Source organism: Sorangium sp. So ce124 (genome assembly GCF_051525235.1).
In the GTDB taxonomy this organism is placed as follows: Bacteria; Myxococcota_A; Polyangia; order Polyangiales; family Polyangiaceae; genus Sorangium; species Sorangium atrum.
In genome coordinates this window covers 6389958-6414824 of the sequence record NZ_CP150312.1, presented here as the reverse complement: position 1 = coordinate 6414824, position 24867 = coordinate 6389958, and the positions used below count along the sequence as shown (strand labels likewise).

Annotated in this window: 12 protein-coding genes and 1 pseudogene; 9 read left to right on the top strand and 4 right to left on the bottom strand. The window is 71.8% G+C overall.

Going from position 1 to position 24867, the window contains the following annotated elements; translation table 11 throughout:
- Positions 1 to 108 precede the first annotated feature (108 nt).
- Positions 109 to 5811 carry an AAA family ATPase gene (locus WMF19_RS23960; protein ID WP_437901240.1) on the top strand — a complete coding sequence of 1901 codons (5703 nt, stop codon included), beginning with the start codon at positions 109 to 111 and terminating at the stop codon, positions 5809 to 5811.
- A 19-nt stretch (positions 5812 to 5830) separates the two neighbouring features.
- Here the strand turns inward: WMF19_RS23960 and WMF19_RS23955 are convergent, their stop codons facing one another.
- Positions 5831 to 6865, bottom strand: coding sequence for a cation diffusion facilitator family transporter (locus WMF19_RS23955; protein WP_437901238.1), 1035 nt, complete (start codon positions 6863 to 6865; stop codon positions 5831 to 5833).
- Positions 6866 to 7219: 354 nt separating this feature from the next.
- On the opposite strand from WMF19_RS23955, the gene WMF19_RS23950 reads away from it, so the two are divergent.
- The 3 genes from WMF19_RS23950 (at position 7220) to WMF19_RS23940 (ending at position 14632) form a co-directional block, all read left to right on the top strand.
- Positions 7220 to 7729 (top strand): hypothetical protein, encoded by a 510-nt coding sequence (locus WMF19_RS23950; protein WP_437901237.1) that lies wholly within the window; start codon positions 7220 to 7222, stop codon positions 7727 to 7729.
- A 28-nt stretch (positions 7730 to 7757) separates the two neighbouring features.
- Positions 7758 to 8645, top strand: a complete 888-nt coding sequence (locus WMF19_RS23945) for an STAS domain-containing protein (RefSeq protein WP_437901235.1) — start codon at positions 7758 to 7760, stop codon at positions 8643 to 8645.
- 293 nt (positions 8646 to 8938) lie between these two features.
- Positions 8939 to 14632 carry a sensor histidine kinase gene (locus tag WMF19_RS23940; RefSeq protein WP_437901233.1) on the top strand — a complete coding sequence of 1898 codons (5694 nt, stop codon included), beginning with the start codon at positions 8939 to 8941 and terminating at the stop codon, positions 14630 to 14632.
- 58 nt (positions 14633 to 14690) lie between these two features.
- Here the strand turns inward: WMF19_RS23940 and WMF19_RS23935 are convergent, their stop codons facing one another.
- Both WMF19_RS23935 and WMF19_RS23930 read right to left on the bottom strand, forming a co-directional pair.
- On the bottom strand, positions 14691 to 15941 hold the full coding sequence (locus tag WMF19_RS23935) for a zinc-dependent alcohol dehydrogenase (RefSeq protein ID WP_437901231.1): 1251 nt from the start codon (positions 15939 to 15941) through the stop codon (positions 14691 to 14693).
- Positions 15942 to 16373: 432 nt separating this feature from the next.
- A complete protein-coding gene (locus WMF19_RS23930) occupies positions 16374 to 17138 on the bottom strand; it encodes a tetratricopeptide repeat protein (protein ID WP_437901229.1) in 765 nt (254 codons plus the stop codon).
- Positions 17139 to 17196: 58 nt separating this feature from the next.
- Between WMF19_RS23930 and WMF19_RS23925 the strand changes: the two genes are divergently transcribed.
- From WMF19_RS23925 to WMF19_RS23910, 4 genes and pseudogenes are all read left to right on the top strand, one after another.
- Positions 17197 to 18480, top strand: coding sequence for a glycoside hydrolase family 1 protein (locus WMF19_RS23925; RefSeq protein ID WP_437901227.1), 1284 nt, complete (start codon positions 17197 to 17199; stop codon positions 18478 to 18480).
- A 26-nt stretch (positions 18481 to 18506) separates the two neighbouring features.
- Positions 18507 to 20336, top strand: a complete 1830-nt coding sequence (locus WMF19_RS23920) for a radical SAM protein (RefSeq protein ID WP_437901225.1) — start codon at positions 18507 to 18509, stop codon at positions 20334 to 20336.
- A 59-nt stretch (positions 20337 to 20395) separates the two neighbouring features.
- Positions 20396 to 21214: a HugZ family protein gene (locus WMF19_RS23915; RefSeq protein WP_437901223.1), complete on the top strand. Its 819-nt coding sequence runs from the start codon at positions 20396 to 20398 to the stop codon at positions 21212 to 21214.
- Positions 21215 to 21393: 179 nt separating this feature from the next.
- Positions 21394 to 22029, top strand: a pseudogene (locus tag WMF19_RS23910) (hypothetical protein); the annotation flags it as partial.
- Positions 22030 to 22082: 53 nt separating this feature from the next.
- Here the strand turns inward: WMF19_RS23910 and WMF19_RS23905 are convergent.
- Complete coding sequence (locus tag WMF19_RS23905; RefSeq protein ID WP_437330849.1) at positions 22083 to 23375, bottom strand: PAS domain S-box protein; 1293 nt, start codon at positions 23373 to 23375, stop codon at positions 22083 to 22085.
- Between the two features lie 317 nt (positions 23376 to 23692).
- Between WMF19_RS23905 and WMF19_RS23900 the strand changes: the two genes are divergently transcribed.
- A complete protein-coding gene (locus WMF19_RS23900; RefSeq protein WP_437901221.1) occupies positions 23693 to 24838 on the top strand; it encodes a lysylphosphatidylglycerol synthase transmembrane domain-containing protein in 1146 nt (381 codons plus the stop codon).
- The last annotated feature ends 29 nt before the right edge of the window (positions 24839 to 24867 follow it).

Below are 24867 nucleotides of genomic sequence, written 5' to 3'. Positions count from 1 at the left end.
GCGGCCGCGCCGCCTCGGCGAGGCGCGCGGACTTGACCGTTCCGGCGCCGACAGCGCTCCTGTCCCACGTAGCCGCCGGGCGCCAGGGATCCATGGCGTTTCTTCCCCATGGCGGTGAGCCCGGCCTCCCCCTACGCGATCACCGAGATCCTCCACGAGGGCCAAAGGTCCCGCCTGCTTCGCGCGGTTCGGAGCGCCGATGGCCGCCCCGTTATCCTGAAGGTCCTCGACCCGAGGCGCAGCCGCCCGCAGGACGTCGAGCGCCTGAAGCACGAGTATGCGATCGGCAAGGCGCTGAGCCACGAGGCCCTCGTGGCGCCGCTCGCCCTCGAGACGTACGAGGGGCTGCCGGCGCTCGTCGTCGAGGATTTCGGCGGTGAGTCGCTCGACCGCTTGCTCGGCGCCCCCATGAAGGTCGAGCGGTTCCTCGAGCTCGCGGTTCGTATCGCAGGCGCCGTGGCGGAGCTCCACCAGCGGGACGTCATCCACAAGGATCTCAAGCCCCAGAACATCCTCGTCAACGCGGCTACCGGGCAGGTCAAGCTCACCGACTTCGGCCTCGCGTCCCGCCTCTCCCGCGAGCAGTCGCCGGCAGGGCCTCCCCGGCTCATCGAGGGCTCCTTGCCGTACCTGGCTCCGGAGCAGACGGGGCGGATGAACCGGGCGATCGACAGCCGCACCGATCTCTATGCGCTCGGCGTGACGTTCTACGAGATGCTCACCGGGCGCCTGCCGTTCGAGGCGCGGGACCCGCTCGAGTGGGTGCACTGTCACGTCGCCCGCGTCCCGCCGCCGCCCTCCGCGCTCGTCCCGGAGCTGCCCGAGGTCGTCTCGGCGCTCGTCCTGAAGCTCCTGGCGAAGATGGCGGAGGATCGCTATCAGACCGCGCGCGGCCTCAAGCATGACCTCGATCGGTGCCTTTCGGCGTGGCGAGCCACCGGCCGGATCGAGCCGTTCCCCCTGGTCGAGCACGACGTCTCCGATCGCTTCGAGATCCCGCAGAAGCTCTATGGCCGCGAGGAGGACGTGGCCGCGCTGCTGGGCGCGTTCGAGCGTGTGATGGGCACGGGCGCCCCCGAGCTCGTCCTGGTCTCAGGCTATCCGGGCATCGGCAAGTCGGCGCTGGTTCACGAGCTGTACAAGCCGATTGTCCGGGAGCGAGCGTCCTTTCTTTCGGGGAAGTTCGAGCAATACAAGGGCGACATCCCGTACTTCACGCTCGTCCAGGCCTTCAGGGAGCTCGTGCTGGAGATCCTCGCCGAGGACGAGGACCGGATCGCGGCCATCCGGCAGCGGCTGCTCGGCGCCCTCGGCATCAACGGACAGCTCATCGTGGAGGTCATCCCTCAGCTCGAGCTCGTCATCGGCCGGCAACCGCCGGTTCCTGAGCTCCCGCCGGCGGAGGCGCAGAACCGGTTCCGCATCGTATTCCTGCACTTCATCGGGGTGTTCGCCCGGACCGGGCACCCCCTCGCGCTCTTCCTCGACGATCTCCAGTGGACCGACGCTGCGAGCCTCGGGCTCCTTCATGATCTGGTGACGCACCCCGAAACGCGATATCTCCTCGTCATCGGCGCATACCGCGACAACGAGGTGACCCCCTCGCATCCGCTGGTGCGGGCGCTCGACCAGGCGCGGAAGGAGGGGGCGCGCATCACGGACATCGTGCTCGGCTCGCTCTCCCGGGACCACCTCGCCGCGCTCGTCAGCGACGCGCTCCGCTGCCGCCGCGAGGACGCCGCGCCGCTCTCGAACCTCGTTTACGAGAAGACGGCTGGCAACCCGTTCTTCGCGATCCAGTTCCTCTCCGCGCTGCACGAAGAGCGGCTGATCGAGTTCGACGAGCGCGCCGAGGCCTTCCGGTGGGACGTGGCGAAGATCCGCGAGAAGGGGTTCACCGACAACGTGGTCGACCTGATGGTCGGCAAGCTCGCGCGGCTCCTTCGGCGCACCCAGGGAGCGCTGACGCAGCTCGCCTGTCTGGGAGGCGTCGTGGAGGTCACTCTCCTGACGATCGTTCAGGGCGGCTCGGAGGAGGACGTGCACACGGATCTCTGGGATGCAGTTCATGAGGGGCTCGTCTTTCGCTTGAACGGCGCGTACAAGTTCCTCCACGACCGCGTCCAGGAGGCGGCCTATTCGCTCATCCCCGAAGGCGAGCGGGCGGCGGTGCATCTCGGGATCGGCCGGGCGCTCGCGTCGCATACGCCGCCCGAAAAGCTCGAGGAGAAGATCTTCGAAATCGTGAACCAGCTCAACCGCGGCGCCGGGCTCATCACGTCGCGGGGCGAGCGAGAGCGGGTCGCCGAGCTCAACCTCGTGGCGGGCAAGCGCGCCAAGGGGTCGACCGCCTACGCCTCGGCGCTGGCGTACGTCGCCGCCGGCGCGGCGCTCCTCGCCGAGGACAGCTGGTCGCTTCGGTACGAGCTCGCCTTCGCGCTCGAGCTCTATCGGGCCGAGTGCGAGTACCTGACCGGCGAGCTGTCGACAGCGGAGGAGCGGCTGGCCATGCTCTCGCGCCGTGCCCGGAACGTCGTCGACTTCGCCGCCGTCACGTGCGTGCGCATGGCCCTTTACACGACCCTGGATCAGAGCGACCGCAGCGTGGAGGCGTGCCTCGAGTACCTCCGGCGCGTCGGCGTCGCGTGGCCGCCGCACCCGTCGGACGCGGATATCCAGAAGGAATACGAGCGGATGTGGCGAAAGGTCGGGAGCCGCCCGCTCGAGGATCTCCTCGATTTGCCCACGATGACCGACCCGGACTGCCGCGCGACCATGGACGTCCTCTCGTCGTGCGATGTGCCGGCCTTGTTCTCCGACAAGAACCTGCTGAGCCTCCTGGTCGCTCGCATGGTGAACCTCAGCCTCGAGCATGGCAACTGCGACGCATCATGCCTCGCCTACGTCCGGCTCGGCTCGCTCCTCGGATCGCACTTCGGCGATTATCAGGCGGGGTTTCGCTTCGGCAAGCTCGGCCTCGATCTGATGGAGAAGCGCGCGATACTCCGCTTCAAGGCCCGCGTCTATTTTGTCTTCTGGTACACCATCAACCCCTGGACGAGGCACGTGCGCACCAGCCTCGATCCATTACGACGCGGCTTTCGCGCGGCGCAGGAGACCGGCGATCTCACGTATTCGTCGTATCTGTCCGCCGTACTGGTGACGCTCCTCCTCACGGAGGGAGATCCGCTCGGCGAGGCGCAGCGAGAGGCCGAGGCAGCGCTCGCGTTCACGCGGAAGGCGAAGTTCGGCCTCGTCGTCGACCTCATCACCGGACAGCTCAGGCTCATCCGGACGCTTCGGGGGCTCTCGCCGGTCCTTGGCTCCTTCAACGATGACGACTTCGACGAGGGCCGGTTCGAGCGGCGCCTCGAGCGCGATCCGCGCCTCTCGATCGCCGCGGGGTGGTACTGGCTCCACAAGCTGCAAGCGCGTTGCTACGCGGGTGATTACGTCTCTGCCCTCGAGGCCGGGGCGAAGGCGCAGCAGCTCCTCCGGACATCGCCGGTGTTCCTCGCGCTCACCGAATACCATTTCTATGGTGCGCTCGCGCGGGCGGCGCGCCACGACGCGGCATCTCCATCCGCCGATGAGCGGTCGCAGCACCTCACGGCGCTCGTCGCCCACCACCATCAGCTTGAGGTCTGGGCCTCGAGCTGCCCGGAGAACTTCCGCGATCGCGCGGCGCTGGTCGGCGCCGAGATCGCGCGCATCGGCGGCGAATGGGACAAAGCGGAGCATCTGTACGAGCAGGCCATCCGCGCCGCGCGCGAAAGCGGTTTTGCCCACGACGAGGCGCTCGCCCACGAGATCGCGTCGAGGTTCTACCGGACGCGAGGGTTCGACCTGATCGCCGACACGTACCTCCGCGAGGCCCGCGCCTGTTACGACCGCTGGGGGGCGGACGGCAAGGTCAAGCAGATCGACCAGCAGCATCCGCACCTCTGGGACAAGACGCCGCTCGCCCCGACCGCTTCCTTCGCGGTGCGGCCCGAGCAGCTCGACCTGCTCTCGGTGACCAAGGCCTCGCAGACCCTGTCGAGCGAGCTCGTCCTCGACAAGCTGCTCCGCACGCTGCTCGCGGTCGTCCTCGAGCAGGGCGGCGCGCAGAGGGTTTGCCTCCTCCTGTACAAGGACGGGCGCCTCTCCATCGAGGCGGAGGCCGCCCTCGAAGAGAGAGGGGCGGCGACGACCCTCCTCCCGCCGAAGGCGGAGGATTGCTCGCGGCGCGTCCCCATGTCGCTCGTCCGCTACGTTCAGCGGACGAAGGAGCGTGTCATCCTGAGCGACGCCGCCGCGGACGCGGGCAAGTTCTCCGGCGATGGCTACTTCGCTCGATACAGGCCCAAGTCGCTGCTCTGCGCGCCCATCCTGAGGCAAGGCGAGGTGGTGGGCCTGCTCTACCTCGAGAACAACCTCGTCGAGGGCGCGTTCACGCCGGAGCGGCTGACCGCCCTCTCGCTGCTCGCCACACAAGCAGCGATCTCCCTGGAGAACGCGCGGCTGCTCGCGAACGAGCAGGCCGCGCGGACCGCGGCCGAGGCGGCCGAGCGCCGCGCGGCCTTTCTGGCCGAGGCCGGGGACATCCTCTCCGCGTCGCTCGATTATGGCGAGACGTTGTCGCGTATCGCGCAGCTCTCGGTACGATCGCTTTGCGACTGGTGCGTCATCGATGTCGTGGAAGGTGGAAAGATCCGCCGAATCTCCTGGGCGCACCGAGATCCCACGCGGGCGTCGTTGATCCAGGAGCTGGAGCGGCGGTATCCTCCTGGCCGGGACTCGCCCCATCCCGCGGCCACCGTCCTGCGCAGCGGTGAGCCGCTCCTGCTCGCCGATCTCTCCGAGGCCACCCTCCGGGAGCATTGCGAGGACGGCGGGCACGCGAGGCTCCTCCGAGAGCTCGGGACCGCGAGTGCCATCACGGTGCCGCTCGTGGCGCGTGGACAGCCGATCGGGACGCTGAGCATCGTCTCGTCCGCGCGGGAGCGCCGCTACGGGGATGCCGATCTCGAGCTCGTGCAAGAAGTGGCGCGCCGGGCGGCGATCGCGATCGACAACGCGCGGCTCTACCGCGCCGCCCAGGAGGCCATCCGCGCGCGGGACGAGTTCCTCACCGTGGCGACGCACGAACTCAACACGCCGATGACGTCGCTCACGCTCTCGCTCGAGGCCATGGATCGGACCATCCGATCGGGTCGAACCTCGGATCCGCGGGCCATGGGCAGGCAGATCGACCGCGCTCTGCGGCAGGCGGCGCGCCTGACCCGCCTGAACAGCGAGCTCCTCGATGTGTCGCGGATCGACGCGGCTCGGCTGAGGCTCGATGTGGCGGAGGTCGATCTCGGGGAGGTCGCCCGCGACGTGCTCGCGCGGTTCAAGCTGGATCTGGCGCGCGCCGGGTGTGCGGTCTCGCTGCGGGAGGGCGGCCGGGTCGTGGGCCTCTGGGATGGTTCCCGCGTGGACCAGATCGTCTCGAACCTGCTCGCCAACGCGATCAAGTTCGGCGCGGGCAAACCCGTGGAGATCTCCGTCGGCGAGGAGGCGGGGACGGCACGGCTCTCGGTCAGGGATCACGGGATCGGGATCGACCCCGCGCGACAGGCGCAGATTTTCGAGCGGTTCGAGCGCGCGGTGTCCGACAGGCACTACGGCGGGCTGGGGCTCGGCCTGTACATCAGCCGCCGGATCGCGGAGGCGCACGGCGGCTCGATCCGAGTCGAGAGCGCGCTCGGCGCCGGGGCGACGTTCATCGTCGAGCTGCCGCGGACCGGACCGCCGCGCGGGGCAGCGCCGCGGGCCCTGGCGGGCTGAGCGACGCTGCCAGGCGCGCTCACGCCGGCTCGTCGCGCTCGGGGTCGATGTGCACGAGCACCTGCGCGTCGGGCTCGATGGCGAGGATGGCGTCGCGCGCGCGGTCGCCGGTCGCGTGCGCGCGCGCGAGGGGGAGGTCGCCCGAGAGCTCGATGTGCACCTCGACGAACAGCGTGCGCCCGGCGATCCGCGTGCGGAGCGCGTGGTGGCCGAGGAGCTCGCCGCGATCGCGCATGGCGTCGAGCGCGGCCGCGATGGCGCCGACGCGCTCCTCCGGGGCGCTCGTGTCGATGAGGTCGCGCACGCCGAGCCGGAGGAGGGTCCCCGCGGACATGAGGATGTAGACGGCGACCGCGACCGAGAGGACGCCGTCGATGCGGGAGAAGCCCGTCGCGTACGTGACGGCGACGCCGGCGAGGACCGCGAGGTTCGCGGCGATGTCGGTGCGGTAGTGGACGGCGTCGGCCTGGATGGCGCTCGAGCCGGTGCGCGCGGCGACGCGGCCGAGGTAGGCCACGAGCGCCGCGGTGACGAGCGCGGCGGCGGCCATCGCGCCGAGCGTGACGCCGGCGAGGCGGAGCGGCTCGGGCGACAGCAGCCGCCGGATGCCCTCGATGAGCAGGTAGACCCCCGAGCCGCCGATGAGCAGGCCCTGGCCGGCGGTCGCGAGCGTCTCGATCTTCGCGTGGCCGAACGGGTGCGAGCGGTCGGGCGCGGCGTGCGCCAGCTGGATGGCGAGGGCGTTCGCCGAGGAGGCGAAGAGATCCGTGAGCGAGTCGACGGCGCTCGCGGTCACGGCCATCGACTGTCCGAGCTGGCCGGCGATGAGCTTGCCGAGGGCGAGGCCGCCGGCGGTCAGCGCCGCGATGCGCCCGGCCCGCAGCGCGGCGCGGGCGCGGTCGGCAGGGTCGAGGGGGCGGTCGGCGGAGACAGGGGCGCCGGGGTCGACGACGGCGCGGCCGGCGGGCGCAACGCCGGGGTCGGGGCGGGCGGCGGGGTCGGGGCGGGCGGCGGGGTCGGGGCGGGCGGCGCGGGCAGGACGTGGTCCGCTCATGGCCGGGAGGCTACCTCGCGACGCCCTTGCCCGTCATGCCGCCTGGAGCAGGTCCTGCTCAACCTCCTGTCGGTCTCGACCTCGGGCTCTAGTTCGCCAACGCGGAGGCCTGATGCCTTGAACCGCAGGTCTCCGATCGACGACGGGACGGCCCTGGCCGAGATGGCGGAGCACAAGCTGCTGAACGAGCTCTTCGGCTGCCTCGCTCATGGGCTGTCTCACAAGGGCACCGGCGGCTCGCGCGCCCGGGACCCGAAGACGCTTGCGACGGAGAGGTCGCGCTCGATAGGTATATCCAGACGCTCCCTGCGGCGCTCCAGGGGACCTGGATGGCAGGGGGGCGGGGGAGCTCCGATGACGAAGACACTCAAGAGACCCATCGAGACCCGGACCGGCATCCGCGTCGTGCACGACGGCGACGTCGTGGAGGCCTTCAACGTTGTTGGCGAGCGCATCCACCGCATCGAGAAGCCTGGCCGCATCCCCGGGGTCTTCGTGGCGCGCTGGTATGGCACGCCGCTCGACGAGGAGATGAAGGAGATCATCGGCGGTCATTTCTACGATGTCTTCCTGGAGTGCGGGGGCCCCCTGTGCCTCATCGACATACGCGACTGCAAGTCGAGCTGGGACGGCATCAACGACTGGCAGCGAGACGAGATCATGCCGAAGGCCTACGCGGCCGGGCTGAAGCGGGTCGCGACGCTCCTGCCCAGGGAGGCCGCGCCGGGCGCGGAGCAGGTCGTCGAGAACCACGAGTTCGCCGCCAGCCGGTTCGCAGAGGACGATGCGCACATCGCCGCGTTCTTCTCCGAGGAAGAGGCGCTGGCCTGGCTGCGCAGGGCCCACCCGCCGGGGGCGGCGTGAGCGCGCAGCCCGCGAGCGAGGCACCGGCATGACCGAGCGCGACACGCCGGGGGAGGGCGCGGCGCTCGAGGCGTTGCGGGGCGTGCTCGACGCGATCCGCGACGGCGTCCTCGTCTACAGCGGAACGGGCGATGTCGCGTTCGCGAACGCGCGGATCCGAGAGCTGCTCGGAGACGGCCTCGCCGGGCCGGAGGCGCTGGCGATTCGCGGGGGGGCGCTGGCGAGCGGGCATCCGCTCGAGCCGCTCGGGCGGGCGTGGCCCGACGTGCTCGGCGGCGCGCGCAAGCGGTTCACCTGCCGCGCCGCGCGCGAGGACGGCCGCGCGGTCGACATCGAGGTGCTCGCGCGCAAGGTGAGAGCCGCGGGCGAGGAGCTGATCCTCGTCGAGCTGCGCGACGTGACGCGAGAGAAGCAGGCCGAGCGGGCGCTCCTCGAGAGCAAGCGGCAGGCGGAGAGCGCGGCCCTCATGCGCACCGAGGAGCTGCAGAGGAAGCTGCGCCTCGTCGAGGAGCAGGAGCGGGCGCTGCTCGAGCTCTCCACGCCGGTGATCCAGGTCTGGGAAGGCGTCCTCGTCCTGCCGCTCGTCGGCACCATCGACCGCCGGCGATCGTCGCTCATCCTGGAGAGCCTGCTCGACAGCGTCGTGGAGACCTCGTCGGACCGCGTGATCATCGACGTGACGGGCGTGTCGGTCACGGACGAGGTCGTCTCGGGCTACCTGCTCAAGGCCGTCCGGGCGGCGCGGCTGCTCGGCGCGGCGTGCTCGTTCGTGGGCATCTCGCCGGCCATGGCGCAGGCGCTCACGCGGCTCGGGCTCGACTGGTCGGGCGTGGAGACCTTCCGGGACCTGCGGGCGGGCCTGAAGGCCGCGATCGCCGTCCGGCAGCGTGCCCCGGCCGCAGCGAAGCCCGCCTGATCGCCGCGTCACGAGAGCATGGAGGCCCCCGCTCGTCGGGGCCCGCGACGTGCACCGCGGAACTGCCGGGCCTGACCCGTGGTACCTATCGATAAAGGGGGTGCTGGGGTGACACGATCGTGGGAGGCCGTGACAGAGAATGCGGTCCCCGGTGAGCGCCGCGCGCTCACGCCGGTCGTGTGGCTGCGTCGTCTCGGCAAGGCGCGCGGACTCGAGCGCTCGGGCGTCGGCGGCAGCCCCCAGGGGCCGCCAGGCCGCCGGGCGCCGGCGCCGCTCCACGGAGCGCCTCCCGCATGGGGATGAGCGCCGCCTCGCCATACACGATCATCGAGACCCTCCATGAGGGCCTGAGGACCAGCCTGCTCCGCGCGGTCCGGAGCTCCGATGGCCGCTCGGTGATCTTGAAGGTCATCGACGCGAGGCGCAGCCGCCCGCAGGACGTCGAGCGCCTGAAGAACGAGTACGCGATCGGGAAGATGCTGAATCACGAGGCCATCGTGACGCCGCTCGCCCTCGAGACGTATGAGGGGCTGCCAGCGCTCGTCCTGGAGGATTTCGGCGGCGAGTCGCTCGATCACTTCATCGGCGCGCCGATGCAGACCGAGCGGTTCCTCGACCTGGCGGTCCGTATCGTGGCCGGCGTCGCGGAGCTCCACGCGCGGGGCATCCTTCACAAGGATCTCAAGCCCCAGAACATCCTCGTGAACGCGGCCACCGGCCAGGTCAAGCTCACCGACTTCGGGCTCGCGTCCCGCCTCTCCCGCGAGCAGCCGCCGGCGGGGCCTCCGCGGCTCATCGAGGGCTCGTTGCCGTACCTGTCTCCGGAGCAGACAGGGCGCATGAACCGCGCGATCGACAGCCGCGCCGACCTCTATGCGCTCGGCGTGACCTTCTACGAGATGCTCACCGGTCGCCTGCCCTTCGAGGCGCGCGACCCACCCGAGTGGGTGCACTGCCATGTCGCCCGCGAGCCGAAGCCGCCCTCCGCGTTCGTCCCGGAGTTGCCCGAGATCCTCTCCGCGATCGTCCTGAAGCTCCTCGCCAAGATGGCGGAGGACCGCTACCAGACCGCGAGCAGCCTGCTGCATGACCTCGAGCGGTGCCAGGCGGAGCTCCGGGCCACCGGCAGGCTCGATCCGTTCCCCCTGGCCGAGCGCGACGTTTCCGGCTGCTTCCAGATCCCTCAGAAGCTCTATGGCCGCGAGGACGAGGTCGCCGCGCTGCTGTCCGCGTTCGAGCGCGTGGTCGGCACGGGAGCCCCGGAGATCGTCCTCGTGTCTGGTTATTCCGGGATCGGCAAGAGCGCGCTGGTGAGCGAGCTTCACAAGCCGATCGTCCGTGAGCGGGGATTCTTCATCTCGGGGAAGTTCGACCAGCACAAGCGCGATATCCCGTACGCGACGCTCGTCCAGGCCTTCCGGGAGCTGGTGCTCGAGCTCCTCGCCGAGAGCGAGGAGCGGCTCGCGGTCGTCCGGGAGCGGCTGCTCGCCGCCCTCGGGGTCAACGGACAGCTGATCGTGGACGTGATCCCGCAGGTCGAGCTCGTCATCGGGCGGCAGCCGCCGGTCGCCGCGCTGCCGCCGACCGAGGCGCAGAGCCGGTTCCGCGTCGTGTTCCGGCGCTTCATCGGGGTATTCACCCGGAAGGAGCACCCCCTCGCGCTCTTTCTCGACGATCTCCAGTGGGCCGATCCCGCGAGCCTCGGGCTCCTCGAGGATCTGATGACGCACACCGAGACGCGGTGTCTGCTCGTCATCGGTGCCTACCGCGACAACGAGGTGACCCGCTCCCACCCGCTGATGCTGGCGCTCGATCAGATGCGGAAGGGGGGCGCGAGCGTCCGGGAGATCGTGCTTGGCCCGCTCTCGCGCGAGCACCTCGCCGCGCTCGTCAGCGACACGCTGCACTGCCGCCGCGAGGACGCCGCGCCGCTCTCGGACCTCGTCCACGAGAGGACGGGCGGCAACCCCTTCTTCGCAATCCAGTTTCTCATGGCGCTCCACGAGGAGCGCCTGATCGAGTTCGACGTCTACGCAGAGGCCTGGCGGTGGGACGTCACGAAGATACGCGCCAAGGGCTTCACCGACAACGTGGTGGCCCTGATGGTCGGGAAGCTCATGCGGCTCCCGGCCAGCACCCAGGAAGGAGTGAAGCAGCTCGCCTGTCTGGGACACGCCGCGGAGATCTCGCTCCTGGCGATGGTCCATGGCCGCTCGGAGGGGGTGTTGCACGCGGTCCTCTGGGAGGCCGTCCGCGCAGGGCTCGTCGTCCGCACGGACGGCGCGTACAGCTTTCTCCACGACCGCGTCCAGGAGGCGGCCTATTCGCTCCTCCCCGAGGACGAGCGGGCGGCGATGCACCTCGGGATCGGCCGTCTGCTCTCATCGCGGACGCCGCCCGAGGAGATCGAGGAAAAGATCTTCGAGATCGTGAATCAGCTCAACCGCGGCGCAGCGCTGATCACGGCGCGGGAAGAGCGCGAGCGCGTGGCCGAGCTCAACCTCGTCGCGGGCGAGCGCGCCAGGAGAGCCACGGCCTACGCCTCGGCGCTGAGCTATCTCGCGGTCGCCGCCGAGCTCCTCAGGGGTGAGGGCTGGGACACGCGGTACGAGCTCGCCTTCGCGATCGAGCTCCACCTGGCCGAGTGCGAGACCGTCACCGGCGCCCCGGCGGCGGAGGAGCGGCTCTCCGCGCTCTGGCGCCGCGCGCGGGACCTCGTCGACGCGGCCGCCGTCGCGCGCGCTCGCGTCGAGCTCTTCACGACCCTCACCTGGAGCGACCGCGCCGTCGGCGCGTGCCTCGAATACCTCCGGCGCGTCGGCGTCGCGTGGTCGCCGCACCCGACGGACGAGGAGGTCCATCGGGAGTTCGAGCGGCTAGGGGAGCGGCTCGGGAGCCGCTCGATCGAGGAGCTCATCGATCTGCCCCCGATGACCGATGCGGTCTCGCGGGCGACCGTGGACGTCCTCACGTCGACCATCCCGCCGGCGCTCTTCACCGACGCCAATCTGCTCGCCCTCATCCTGGGTCGCGCCGTGAACCTCAGCATCGAGCACGGAAACAGCGACGCCTCGTCCTTCGCCTACGTCTACCTCAGCACGTGCCTCGGCCCGCGCTTCGGCGACTACCAGGCGGCGTACCGCTTCGGCAAGCTGGGCTTCGATCTGGTGGAGAAGCACGGATTGCTCCGCTTCAAGGCCCGCGTCTACGCGACCTTCGCGTTCATGGTCCTGCCCTGGACGAGGCACCTGCGCGCCAGCATCGAGCTCATGCGGCGCGCCCGCGACGTGGCGCAGGAGACAGGCGACCTCGCGTATGTGGCCTATACCGGAAGCTCCCTGGTCTCGCTCCTGCTCTCGGGCGGCGATCTGCTCGACGAAGCGCAGCGCGAAGCAGAGAGAGAGCTCGAGTTCGCGCGGAGGGCGAGGTTCCATCTCATCGTCGACATCTATACGGGAAACCGCCGGCTCATCAGGGCGCTCCGGGGCCTCTCGCCCGACTTCTCCACCTTCAACGACGCGGAGTTCGACGAGGGCCGGTTCGAGCGGCACCTCATGAGCGATCCCGCGCTGACGCTCGCCGCCTGCTGGTACTGGATCCGCAAGCTGCAAGGGCGCTTCTACGCGGAGGACCACGCCTCCGCCGTCGAGGCAGCCTCGCAAGCAGAGCGGCTCCTCGGGTCGTCGGCGTCGTTCTTCGAGGCGGCGGAGTACCATTTCTACGGAGCGCTCGCGCGGGCAGCCCACCACGACGCGGCGACCGCCGACGAGCGCTGCCGGCACTGGGATGCCATCATCGCCCACCACCAGCAGCTCCAGCGCTGGGCGACGAGCTGCCCCGAGAACTTCGGGAACCGCGCGGCGCTGGTCGCCGCCGAGATCGCGCGAATCGAGGACCGGCACCTCGACGCCGAGCGCCTCTACGAAGAGGCCATCCACCTGGCGCGCGCCAGCGGCTTCGTCCACAACGAGGCGGTCGCTTGCGAGGTCGCGTCTCGGTTCTACCGAGCACGGGGGCTCGACAGGTTCGCCGACACCTACCTTGGCGACGCGCGCACCTGCTACGCCCGCTGGGGCGCCGACGGCAAGGTGGCGCAGCTCGACAGGGAGAACCCGCGCCTCCGAGAGCCGAGGCCCACCCCGTTCACCGCCACCTTCGCGGCTCGGCCCGAGCAGCTCGACCTGCTCTCGGTGACCAAGGCCTCGCAAGCCATCTCGGGCGAGATCTTCCTCGACAGGCTCCTTCGCACGCTGCTCGAGGTCGTGCTCGAGCAGGGCGGCGCGCAGAGGGCCTGCATCGTCCTGAGTCAGGACGGAAGGCCCTCGATCGAAGCGGAGGCCGCGCTCGAGGAGGGAGGGGCGGTGATGAGCACCCTCGAGCCGGGGCCGGTGGATTCTTCACGGCGCCTCCCCTCGTCGGTGGTCGACTACGTGTGGCGGACGGAGGAGCGCGTCATCCTGCACGACGCGACCGCCGATGCGGGCAGGTTCTCCGGCGACGTCTACTTCGCGCGGAATCGGCCCAGATCGCTCCTCTGCATGCCCATCCTGAGGCGAGCCGAGGTGGTGGGCCTGCTCTTCCTCGAGAACAACCTCCTCGCCGGCGCGTTCACGCAGGAGAGGCTCACCGCCCTCTCGCTCCTCGCCTCGCAGGCGGCGATCTCCCTGGAGAACGCGCGGCTCCTCTCGAAGGAGCAGTCCGCCCGGACGGCGGCGGAGACGGCCGTGCGGCGCGCGGCGTTCCTGGCCGAGGCCGGGGAGATCCTCTCCGGGTCGCTCGATTACGGGGAGACGCTGTCGCGGCTCGCGCGGCTGTCGGTGCGATCGCTCTGCGACTGGTGCATCATCGATGTCGTCGACGGTGGAGAGGCCCGGCCCGCGGCCTCGGCTCACAGCGATCCTGCGAAGCAGCTTTTGCTCGCGGAGCTACGACGGCGATACCCTCCTGGCCGGGATTCGCCCCACCCGGCGGCCCGCGTCCTCGGGGACTTCGAGTCGCTCCTGCTCCCCGAGATCTCCGACGAAGTCCTCCGGAGATACGCCGAGGACGAGGGGCACGAAAGGCTCCTCCGCGAGCTCGGGACGCATAGCTCCATCACCGTGCCGCTCGTGACGCGGGGACAGCCGCTCGGGGTGCTGAACGTCGTCTCGTCCGTGCCGGGGCGCCGCTACGGGGAGGCAGATCTCGAGCTCGTGCAGGAAGTTGCGCGCCGGGCGGCGATGGCGATCGACAATTCGCGGCTCTACCGTGCCGCCCAGGAGGCCGTCCGGATGCGGGACGAGTTCCTGACGGTGGCGACGCACGAGCTCAACACGCCGATGACGTCGCTCACCCTCACGCTCGAGGCGATGGATAGGGCCATCCGGTCGGGTCGGATCTGGGATCCGCAGGCCATGGGCAGGCAGGTCGACCGCGCGCTGCGGCAGGGAGCGCGCCTGACCCGCCTGAACAGCGAGCTCCTCGATGTCTCGCAGATCGACGCGGCTCGGCTGAGGCTCAGCGTCGCCGAGGTCGACCTCAGGGAGGTCGCCCGCGACGTGCTCGCGCGGTTCAGGCTGGATCTGGAGCGCGCCGGGTGCTCGGCCTCGCTCCGGGACGGCGGCCGGATCGTGGGCCGCTGGGATCGCTCTCGCGTCGATCAGATCGTGACGAACCTGCTCGCCAATGCGATCAAGTTCGGCGCGGGCAAGCCCATCGAGGTCGTCCTCGGCGAGGAGGCCGGGAAGGCTTGGCTCTCGGTCAGGGATCACGGGATCGGCATCGATCCGGCGCGCCAGGAGTGGATCTTCGAGCGCTTCGAGCGCGCCGTGTCCAACCGGCACTACGGCGGGCTGGGGCTCGGCCTGTACATCAGCCGCAGGATCGCAGAGGCGCACGGCGGCTCGATCCGCGTCCAGAGCGCGCCCGGCGCCGGCGCCACGTTCATCGTCGAGCTGCCGCGCGCCGGGCCGCCGCGCGCGGTCGATCCGAGCGCCCTGCCGAGCTGAGCGCCGTGGGCAGGTGGCAGGTGGGCGCCGCGCGCCGCCTCGAGCCAGCGGCGCCGGGCTACGCGACGGCGCGGTCCAGGTGGGCGGGCGCCCCCGCCCGCGACGGGCGGAGCTCGACCTTCACCCACCCGGCGTCTCGCCGATCGAAGGCCTTGTAGGCGTCGATCGCCGATTCCAGGGGCGCTTTCTTGGTGAGGATCGCGGTGGGCTCCACCTGCCCCGTCTGCACGAGGTCCACGAGCTTCGGGATGTACTTCCTGTGATTGCAGTTGCCCATCTGGAGGGTGAGGTTCTTGTTCATGGCCTCTCCGATGGGGAAGGTGCGCGACGTCTGCGGATAGACGCCGATGACGGCGATGGTCCCCGCCTTGGCCACGCACCGGACGGCCCACTGCAGCACCTGCGACGGCCCGTCGCCGGCGCGGAAGGCGTCGCCCGTGGTCCGCGCGTTGGGGGCGATCTGCTTGACCTCGAGGTCGAACGCCTTGGCCTGCTGCTTCGCCTCCTTGTGGGCGGGGCCTTCGTGGGGGCGCTCGGCGTCGACGCCCACGGCGTCGATCGCCCGGTCCACGCCGATGCCGCCGGTGAGGCGCAGGATGGCCTCGATCGGGTCCTCGGCGGAGAAGTCGACGGTCTCGGCGCCCTGCTCGCGCGCCATCTCGAGGCGGTCGGGGACGCGATCGACCGCGATGATGCGCCCCGCGCCCATGAGCTTGGCGCTCGCGATCGTGAACAGGCCAACAGGGCCGCAGCCGAAGATCGCGACCGTGTCGCCGGGCTTGATCTCGGCGAGCTCGGCGCCGAAGTACGCCGTCGGGAAGATGTCGGAGAGCAGGATGGCCTGGTCGTCGCTGACCCCGTTCGGCAGCTTGACGAGGCCGACGCCGGCGAACGGGATGCGCGCGAGCTCGGCCTGCAGCCCGTCGAACGGGCCCGACGTGGCGGGGCCGCCGAAGAACGCCGTGCCCGCGTGCTTGCCGTTCGGGTTCGCGTTGTCGCACTGCGCGTAGTATGCGGCGCGACAGTACGAGCAATAGCCGCACGCGATCGTCGAGGGCACGACGACGCGATCGCCCTTCTTCAGGTTCCGCACGTCGGCGCCGAGCTCCTCGACGACGCCGACCGCCTCGTGGCCGAGGACCGTGCCCGGCACCATCCCTGGCATCGTGCCGCGGACGAAGTGGAGATCGGTCCCGCAGATGGCGCTCGCCGTGATGCGGACGATCGCGTCGGTCGGCTCCTTGATCTTCGGCTCCTTGACGTCGTCCATCCGGATGTCGCCGATGCCGTGAAACACTACCGCCTTCATGGGTTCTCGCTTTCTCCCTTCAGGGGGGCGGCGCGCCGGCCGGCCGAGAGGCGCAGGCCGCCGCGCTCTGCAGAGATGCGCCGAGGTTCTGGACGAGGAGTATCCGTGCCGATCCCGTGCCAGCCTGCGCGTGCAACCGCGGCGCGGAGCTCCAACAGGAGCTGCAGCAACCGAGGTGCCAGCGGGACATTGCCGGGAGATCCGGCTCCGGCGCGCTGCTCGCATCCGCGGCGCGCTGCTCCTCGAGCGGCGGGGCGAACGTGACAATCTGCCCCGTCCGGGGCCGCTCGCCGCGGCGAGCCCGGTTGTCCGGGCTCCCCGGCCTGGTTAGAGGGGCTCAGCCGTAGGCGGCCCGTCCGACAGGAGGTCAAGCGAGCCGCGCCGCTGGCCGCTCCCCGCGCCCGATACGGCCGCCGGGCCGACGCCGTGGCATCACCGCCCTTCGCGCCGCCGATCCGCGGCGTTCCCCCGCGCAGGCCCCGCGGCGTACCGCGCGAGCGCGCGCCGGACCGGGCCGCGCTCGGCGCCGCCGGCGCGCACCGGATCGGCCTCGCCGACAAGCACCGACAGCGCGCGCGCCTGCGTCGCCGCCGCGGCCGCGAGGGCGCGATCGCCGTTCCGCGCGGCGAGCGCCGAGAGCCGCCGCGCGATGCCGAGCGCCGCCGGCAGCGCGCCCGCCGCCACGTACGCGGCCGCGAGCTCCTGGAGCAGCTCGCCGTCGTCGCCGCGGAGCGCCGCCGCCGCTTCCAGGTCGGCGATCGCCTCCTCGCGCCGCCCCTCGCGCGACCGCAGCGCCGCCCTGGCGCGGTGGCCCTCGACGAAGCCGCTCACGTGGTCCAGCCCCACGGTATACGCGCGCTCCGCCTCGCGCGGATCGCCCGCCCGCTCGTACAGCGCGCCCAGCCCGAGGTACGCCGGGCCGTAGGTCGCGTCGAAGCGGACCGCCTCCAGGTACCGCTGCAGCGCCACGTCGGCGTCGCCGGCCGCGGCGCGGGCCTCGGCCTGGCGCGTCAGCTCGGCGGCCTGGGCCGTCGCCCAGCCGACCCCGTCCGCCCGGGCCGGCGCGGCCCCGTGGAGCAGCGCCGCGGCCAGCGAGGCGGCGGCGAGGGCGCGCGCTCGGCGGCGCGCGCCCCCCGCATCTACGCACCGCGCCGCGCACACCGGGCCGAGCGTACCGGCGCCCGTCCCTTCGAGCAAACGGACGGCTGCTCCGGAAGGCAGCCGCCCGGCGCGAGTTCGCGTAGGATGCGCGCTCATGGGTGAGGATCTGCGCTTCCCGGACGGGTTCCTGTTCGGCACTGCCGCCTCCGCCACACAGGTCGAGGGGCACTGCGCGCAGAGCGACTGGGCCGCGTTCGCGCGCGAGCCGGGGCGCGTCCGCGGCGGCGATACGCCGGACGACGCGTGCGACCAGCTGCACCGCTTCCGCGAGGACGTCGCGCTCCAGGCGCGGCTCTGTATGGGGGCGCACCGGCTCTCCATCGAGTGGGCCCGCGTCGAGCGGGAGCCGGGCGAGTTCGATCCCGCCACGTGGGACCACTACCGGGACGTGCTCGGCGCGCACCGGGAGGCCGGGATCACCCCGATGGTCACCGTCCACCACGTCACCCTGCCGCGCTGGGTCGCGCAGCGGGGCGGCCTGCTCTCGCAGGATCTGCCGGCGCTCCTCTCGCGCTTCGCCGAGCGCGCCGTCGAGGCGCTCGGCGACCTGTGCCAGCTCTGGATCACCATCAACGAGCCCAACATGCTCGCCCTGCAGGCCCACCTGCTCGGCGTCTGGCCGCCTGCGCGGAGCTCGCCCGTCGAGGCGGTGCGCGCCCACCAGAACCTCTTCCGCGCCCACGCCGCCATGTACCGCGCCATGCACGAGGCCGCGGGCCGGCGCGGGCATTCCATCTCGGTCGGCGTGGCGCACCACCTGCGCGTCATCGAGCCCGAGCGGTTCGGGCGGCTCGCCGACCGCATGTGGGCGGCCCTCTTCGAGCGGCTGTTCAACGACGCCTTCGCGCGCGCCGTCTGCGACAGCGGCCTGCACGACTTCTTCGGGGTGAACTACTACAGCCGCGACCTCGTCCGCTTCTCGCCGGCGCACGCGCGCGCGGGGTTCCTCCGGCGGCTCGTCCCCGAGGGGGCGGAGGTCAGCGATCTCGGCTGGGAGATCTACCCCGAGGGGCTCGGCCACGTGCTCGACGCCTGGTGGCCCCGCGCCCGGGTCCCGATCTACATCACGGAGAACGGCATCGCCGACGCCGACGACGACCAGCGCCCGCGGTTCCTCGTGCGGCACCTCGCGGAGGTCGCGCGGGCCATCGAGCGCGGCGTCGACGTGCGCGGGTACATGCACTGGTCGCTGCTCGACGGCTTCGAGTGGGCCGAGGGGTACGCCCCGCGCTTCGGGCTCGTCGAGGTCGACCGCGTGACCCAGGAGCGCAGCCCGCGGCCGAGCGCCGAGCTCTACGCCCGGATCGCGCGCGCGCGCCGCATCGACGCCGACGGCCCCGGCGGCGCGCGGAGCGAGCGCGGCGCCGCGCCCGCGTGATCGACGGCACCGGAAAGGCAGGAACGATGCGCATCGCGCTGCTCTACCCACCGCCCTGGAAGATCCCCGCGCCCGGGGAGGCGCTCGACGCGAGCGGCGACGGCCCGCCGGCCGAGTACCGCGAGGGCGATCTCGACCCGGACTTCCACCAGACCCCGTACGGGCTCTTCTCGCTGGGCGCGCAGGCCATCCGCGCGGGCCACCAGGTGAAGGTGCTGAACCTCTCGTCGTACCCGTTCTCGCAGGTCGAGCGGGTCGTGCGCGAGCTCGGCGCGGACGTGTTCGGCCTGTCGTGCTGGACCGCCAACCGGCGCGGCGTGGCGCTCACCGCCCGGTGCATCCGGCGGCTCCACCCCGGGGCGCACATCGTCGTCGGCGGGCCGCACGCGACCCCGCTCGCGGCCGAGATGCTGCGGCACCACCCCGAGATCGACACGGTGACGCTCGGCGAGAGCGAGCACTCGTTCCTCGAGCTCCTCGAGCGCCTCGAGGCCGGCCGGCCCGCGCTCGGCGTCGCCGGCACGGCTTACCGCGTCGACGGCCGGGTCGAGCTCGGCCCGCCCCGGCCCGCGATCGAGGAGCTCGACGCGCTCGCGTCGCCGCACGACCACTTCGCCACGCACATCGTGATGACCTCGCGCGGCTGCGCCTGGGCGTGCACGTTCTGCGGGGCCGAGGCGACCTGGGGCCGCGGCTTCCGGGGCCAGTCGGTGCCCTACGTGCTCGACTCCATCGAGGCCGCCGTGGCGAAGCTGCCGGTGAAGATGGTCCAGATCAAGGACGACACCTTCACGACGAACCGCAAGCGCGTTATCGAGATCTGCCGCGGCATCCGCGATCGGAAGATCTCTTTCCTGTGGAGCTGCGACACGCGCGTCGACGTGCTCGGCGAGGAGCTGCTCCGCGAGATGCGCCTCGCCGGCTGCCAGCGCCTGAGCCTCGGCGTCGAGTCGGGCTCGCCGTCCATCCTGAAGAACATCGACAAGAAGATCACGGTCAAGAAGATCATCGAGTCGACAGAGCTCGCGAAGAAGTACGGGATCCAGGTCCGCTACTACATGATGCTGGGCAACCGCGGCGAGACGGCGGAGACGTTCCGCGAGACGCTCGCGTTCCTGGAGGCGGCGAGGCCGCACCAGTACATCTTCTCGTGCCTGTCCATCTACCCCGGCACGCGTGACTTCGACGACGCCGAGGCGGCCGGCTGGCTGGAGCGCGACGTCTATTTCCGCGGTGACTTCCAGGAGCTCAAGACGCCGTTCGACGCCTCGGAGGAGGACACGGCGCTGATGAGCGCCTGGTTCGAGCAGAACAAGGGGCTGCGCGAGCTCTACCGCGAGGGGGTGGAGGAGCGCCTGGCGATCCTCGAGCGGCTCGGCGACCACCACGCGGCGCACCTGGAGCTCGGCGTCGCCTACCTCGACGCGGGGCGGCTCGACCTCGCGGAGCGGCACGCCGCGCGCGCGCTGGAGCTCGGCCATCCGCTGCCCGGGCTCGCGCTCAACGCGCTCGCGTGCGTCGCGGCGGGCCGGCGCGACTGGCAGGCGATGCAGGACCACTTCACGGCGGCGGCGAAGCGCGACCCGCAGCACGCCGTGCTCATCCGCAACGTGCAGGCGGCGCGCGCGTGGTTCGCGAAGGGCGGGCCCGGCAAGGGGCTCCCGCTCGATCTCGTCGCGCGCTGCGACTTCCAGCTCCTGGAGCGGACCGCGCAGCCGGCGCTCCCGGGGCCGCTCCCGGAGGACTTCGCGGCGTGGCCGCAGGCCGTGGCGCGGCCCGCGCCTGCGCGTCCGGCCGAGGCGGGCGGACGCGACGCAGCGGCGCAGCGAGGGCGGCTCCGGGTGCTGCCGTCGTAGCGCCGGGCGGCGCGGCGCCCCGGTTCCTCCGGCCCTCCCGGCGTGCTACCCGCCCTTCCATGTCGACGAGCACAGACCACGGCCGCCCCGGCGCCGGCCCGGAGCCGGCGGCGGATCCACCGCTCCAGGGCGCGAAGGCGCCGAGCCACGCCGAGCGCTGCCGCACGCTGGCGCAGCGGGCCCGCGCCGCCACGCTGTGCACGCTCGCGCGGGATCCCGCCGGCTATCCGTACGGCTCGCTGGTCGCCGTCACCGTGGACGCGCATGGGCGCCCCCTGCTGCTGCTCTCGGCGCTCGCGGAGCACACAGGCAACCTGAAGGTCCGCGCCGAGGCGTCGCTGCTCCTCGCCGAGCCCGCCGAGGGCCTGGCCGACCCGCTGGCGCTCGGCCGCGTGACCCTGATGGGCCCGTGCCGCCCGCTCGAAGGCGCGGAGGCGGCCGCCGCCCGGACGAGCTTCCTCGCGGCGCACCCGCGCGCGTCGTACTACGTCGATTTTACTGACTTTTCTTTCTACCGGCTCGACCCGGTGTCGATTCGCTACGTCGGCGGCTTCGGCCGCATGTCCTGGGTCGAGGCCGACGCATACGCGGCCGCCGAGCCGGATCCACTCGCCGCCGACGCCGCGGGCATCCTCGAGCACATGAACACCGATCACGCCGACGCGGTCCTCGCGTATGCGAAGGTCCTCGCCGGGATCAAGGACGCCACCGGCGCGACGATGACCTCGGTGGATCGTTACGGCTTCGAGCTGGATGTCATCACGCCAGCGGGGCCGAAGGCGACGCGCCTCCCGTTCGGCGCGCCGGTCTCGGCGACGGACGAGGTGCGGAAGGCGATGGTGTCGCTGGTGCGCGAGGCGCGCGGCCGCACCGCCTAGCGGCGCGCCGCGCGGGCGCGCCCTGTCGCGGCCAGCGCGGGGGAGGCCGCCGTCCGCCATGGCGGCGCCAGCCCCGAAGCGCGCCACGCCCCGCGGCACCCGGCTGATTTCGGCGACTCGCTCCCTGGTACGCGACCTGCCGAGGTCGCGCTCCATGGGAGATGCCGACATCACGTTGCGCCACATCGCCCGTAATCGAGAGCGTCGCCGTGGTCCTCTCGGGCCGCAGGCAGCGCCTGCCCGCGACAGGGACGCGCCGCACCGCCTGGCGCGAGCGGCAGTTCAGCGGCGCGCGCTTCCGCATCGACGCGGTCTACCAGCGCACGGTCGCCGAGCTCAGGGCGCGCGGCAGCGTGTTCTGGCTCGTGTTCGCCCCGCTTGCCCGGGACGCCACCGCCGCCGCGATGCGGGAGGTCGTCGCGGAGATCCACGCGCAGGTGGCGACCGGCGAGGAGCGGGTCGAGTTATATACAGCGCTCCTCGTCATGGCGGCCATCGACCCTTGGGGGCACAATCTGCGGAAGGAGATCGTCATGCTGATGGACGACAGGGAAACGGAGAAGGACCTGCTCTGGAGCGTACCGTGGATGAGAGAGGCGCTCGACGAGCGCGTGCGGGAGGCCGAGCAGCAGGCCATCGCCCAGCTGCTCGGCCGCCTCTTCGCGCGGCGGGTCGGGCGCCGGCCCACAGCCGAGGAGGAGCGCTCGATCGTCGAGCGCGCACAGGCCATCGGGCTGGGCGATTTCGACGATGCCCTGCTCGATCTCGACGGCGATGCGCTGGTGCGCTGGCTCGCCGAGCCGATCCGCCGCTGACCCGAGCGCGATCCTGACGGCGACACCTCGCCGGGGAGGCGCTCTGCAGCTCGTCACCCGTCGCGGCGCCGTGGGCCGCCCGACCTCCTCCCGACGCCACGGCGAGAGCGCCCCAGCGCGTGGTGGAGCCCGCTCTGGAGCGAGCTCAGCGTGACGATCTCCCGGAGGTCGATGCCGATGCTCACCATCGTCTGCGCCACCTCGGGGCCGACGCCGGTGAGGATGACCTCCGCGCCGAGCAGCTTCACCGCCTGGGCCGCCCTGATCAGCGAGTCCGCGATCTCGGCGTCCACCACCGGCACGCCGGTGACGTCGAGGATGACCGTGACCGCGCGTTGCGCCACCACCCCCTGGAGCAAGCGCTCCAGCAGCTGCTCGATGCGCACCCGGTCGAGCCGCCCGACGAGGGGCATCACCAGGATCCCCGCATCGAGCGGGATGAGCGGCGTCGAGAGCTCCCGGATGGTCGCCTCCTGCGCGTCGATCATCTGCGCTTGAAGCGCCGCGCGCTCCGCCTCGGCCCGCCGGAGCTCGGTCACGTCGTACCCCTCGGCGATCAGCAGGACGCTCTGGCCCAGCGTGTCGAGGATCGGCTTCATCTTGAGGTCGAGCGTCGCCACGCGCCCGCCGGGCCCGTGGATCTGGACCTCGCACGACGACGGCGCGCCCGCCGCTGCCCGGCGGACGCACTCCTTGATCCGCTCCCCTGCGCTCGCTCCGCCGACCCAGAACGGCGCCTGCCAGAGCGGCCCGCCGCGCGCTTCGCCCGGCCGCGCCCCGGTGAAATCGGCCATCGTCCGGTTGCACTCGATCAGGTCCCCGTGCGGCGTGAGCAGGCCGATGAACATCGAGGTCTCGTCGAAGATCGCCCGGAACTTCTGCTCGCTCTCGCGCAGCGCCTGCTCGCGCCTCAGCTGCTCCGTGAGGGGCCGCGAGAAGGCAGAGAAGAACTGCTCATCACCGCTCTGGACGAGGTGAGAGCTGACCTCGACGTCGATCATGTGGCCGTCCTTGTGGCGGTGCCTCGCGAGGAAGCGGAGCGACCCCTTGGCCTTGATCTCCTCGATGACCATGGTGACCTCGTGCGGCGGCCGCGGGTCGATCTCGCCGATGTTCATCGTCAGGAGCTCGCTCCGGTCGTAACCCACGATGCCGGCGAAGGATGGATTGCAGTCGAGGATCTCGCCGTTCAACCCGACGACGTGGAACCCCTCGACGGCCGCTTGCAGGATGAGCCGCGTCCGTTCCTCCCGGCGCCCCAGCTGCTCATGGAGCCTGTCGATCTCCTTTCGCAATCCGGCGTTCTCCACCCGGAGCCGCTCGATGCTGTCCTGATCCGTCGCCACGTTCGCTCTTCCTTCCATCCTTCCGGCCGCCCCCCTCCCACCCCGCCGAGGAGCCGCTCTCCGCTCCCGCGCGTCTCCAGCGAACCAGGAAGATAGCCGATCCCCGCGTCACGCCGCGCGTTCGTCGGCTGCTCGAGCGCGTCGGACGCGCTCGACCGGAGCGGGCGAGCTCGACGCACGGCCGCGCGTGTCGCGGCGTGCCGCGACGTGTCGCCGCGGCGTTGCGCCCACGACATCAGCGCGCGACGCGCCTGCGCGATACGAGCATGCGCCCTCGGCCTCAGGCCCCTCGGCCGGCGCCGGAGCGCGAACGTGCGATGACTCTCTTTGCCCCTGACGCTGCCCGTGACGCCCACGATGAGCCTGTCCCCGGGGCGCGAGCCCGCCCGGGCGCGGGCGCCGTCGCGCTGAGGTGGCTCGGGGTCGCCATCGCGGCGGCGGCGCTCTGGAGCACGCTGCGCGGCGCGGATCTCCCGAGCGTCGCGGCGCTCATCGCCTCGGTGGGGGCGCCGATGATGGCGCTCGCCCTGGTCCCCAACCTCGTCGCGCGGCTCTTCCAGGCCGAGGCGAGCCGGCGCGTCTTCGACACGTCCAACCCCGCGTCCGGGCGGCCGGCGCCGTTCTCCCGGTACCTCGCGCTCACGCTGTCGACCGAGGCGCTCAACATGAGCGTCCCCGCCGGCGCTGCCCTCTCCGAGTCGGTCACGTTCTATCTGCTGCACCGGTGGTGCGGGATCCCGGGGCCGCAGGCCGTCGCCGGCATCGCGGCGCGCAGGGCGCTGATCGTCCTCGCGAACGCCGCCTACGTGGCGATCGCCCTCGCGCTCGGCTTCGGCCACCTGGAGCGCGCCTCGCGCCCCCTGATCGGCGGGCCGGGGCTCCCGTGGCTCGTGGTCCTCTCGGGGCTCGGCCTGCTCGCCGTGGCGCTCGCGCTCGCGGGCGCGCTCCTCTCGGGCACGGTCGCGTCTCGGGTCTTCGCGTGGCTCAAGCGCCTGCCCGGCCAGCGCGTGAAGGCCTATATCGACGCGAGGGCCGCGGCCTTCTCCGCGGCCGACCGGCACGCGGCCGCGCTCGGGGAGCGCCGCCCCGCGCTCGCGGCGGCGGCGCTGCTGCTGCTCGGGATGTGGCTCGCCGAGGGCGCCGAGACGTACTTCTTCCTCCGGCTCCTCGGGGTCGACGTCTCGCTCCCCGAGGTCCTCTCGTTCGAGGTCGTCCTCGCGCTCCTCCGCGCCGCCGCCTTCATGGTGCCTGCCGGGCTCGGCGTGCAGGACGCCGGCTATGTCGCCTTCCTGACCGCGCTCGGCGTACCCGCCGCCGCCACGGTGGGCGCCGCCTTCGTCCTCATCAAGCGCGCCAAGGAGCTCGTGTGGATAGCGCTCGGCCTGCTCGTGTTCTTCGGCGGCCGGGCGGCGTTCCGCCCCGCGCCCGCCCCCGTGGCGGGGAGCGAGGCGACGAGAGGATGAGACGGCGTGGTGATGGGATGACGAGATCT

Excerpts from the sequence above, each read along its gene's own strand:
- WMF19_RS23945 (WP_437901235.1), top strand. The coding sequence starts at position 7,758 with ATGACCGAGCGCGACACGCCGGGGGAGGGCGCGGCGCTCGAGGCGTTG.
- WMF19_RS23950 (WP_437901237.1), top strand. The coding sequence starts at position 7,220 with ATGACGAAGACACTCAAGAGACCCATCGAGACCCGGACCGGCATCCGC.
- WMF19_RS23900 (WP_437901221.1), top strand. The coding sequence starts at position 23,693 with ATGACTCTCTTTGCCCCTGACGCTGCCCGTGACGCCCACGATGAGCCT.
- WMF19_RS23915 (WP_437901223.1), top strand. The coding sequence starts at position 20,396 with ATGTCGACGAGCACAGACCACGGCCGCCCCGGCGCCGGCCCGGAGCCG.
- WMF19_RS23955 (WP_437901238.1), bottom strand. The coding sequence starts at position 6,865 with ATGAGCGGACCACGTCCTGCCCGCGCCGCCCGCCCCGACCCCGCCGCC.
- WMF19_RS23925 (WP_437901227.1), top strand. The coding sequence starts at position 17,197 with ATGGGTGAGGATCTGCGCTTCCCGGACGGGTTCCTGTTCGGCACTGCC.
- WMF19_RS23940 (WP_437901233.1), top strand. The coding sequence starts at position 8,939 with ATGGGGATGAGCGCCGCCTCGCCATACACGATCATCGAGACCCTCCAT.
- WMF19_RS23960 (WP_437901240.1), top strand. The coding sequence starts at position 109 with ATGGCGGTGAGCCCGGCCTCCCCCTACGCGATCACCGAGATCCTCCAC.
- WMF19_RS23920 (WP_437901225.1), top strand. The coding sequence starts at position 18,507 with ATGCGCATCGCGCTGCTCTACCCACCGCCCTGGAAGATCCCCGCGCCC.
- WMF19_RS23935 (WP_437901231.1), bottom strand. The coding sequence starts at position 15,941 with ATGAAGGCGGTAGTGTTTCACGGCATCGGCGACATCCGGATGGACGAC.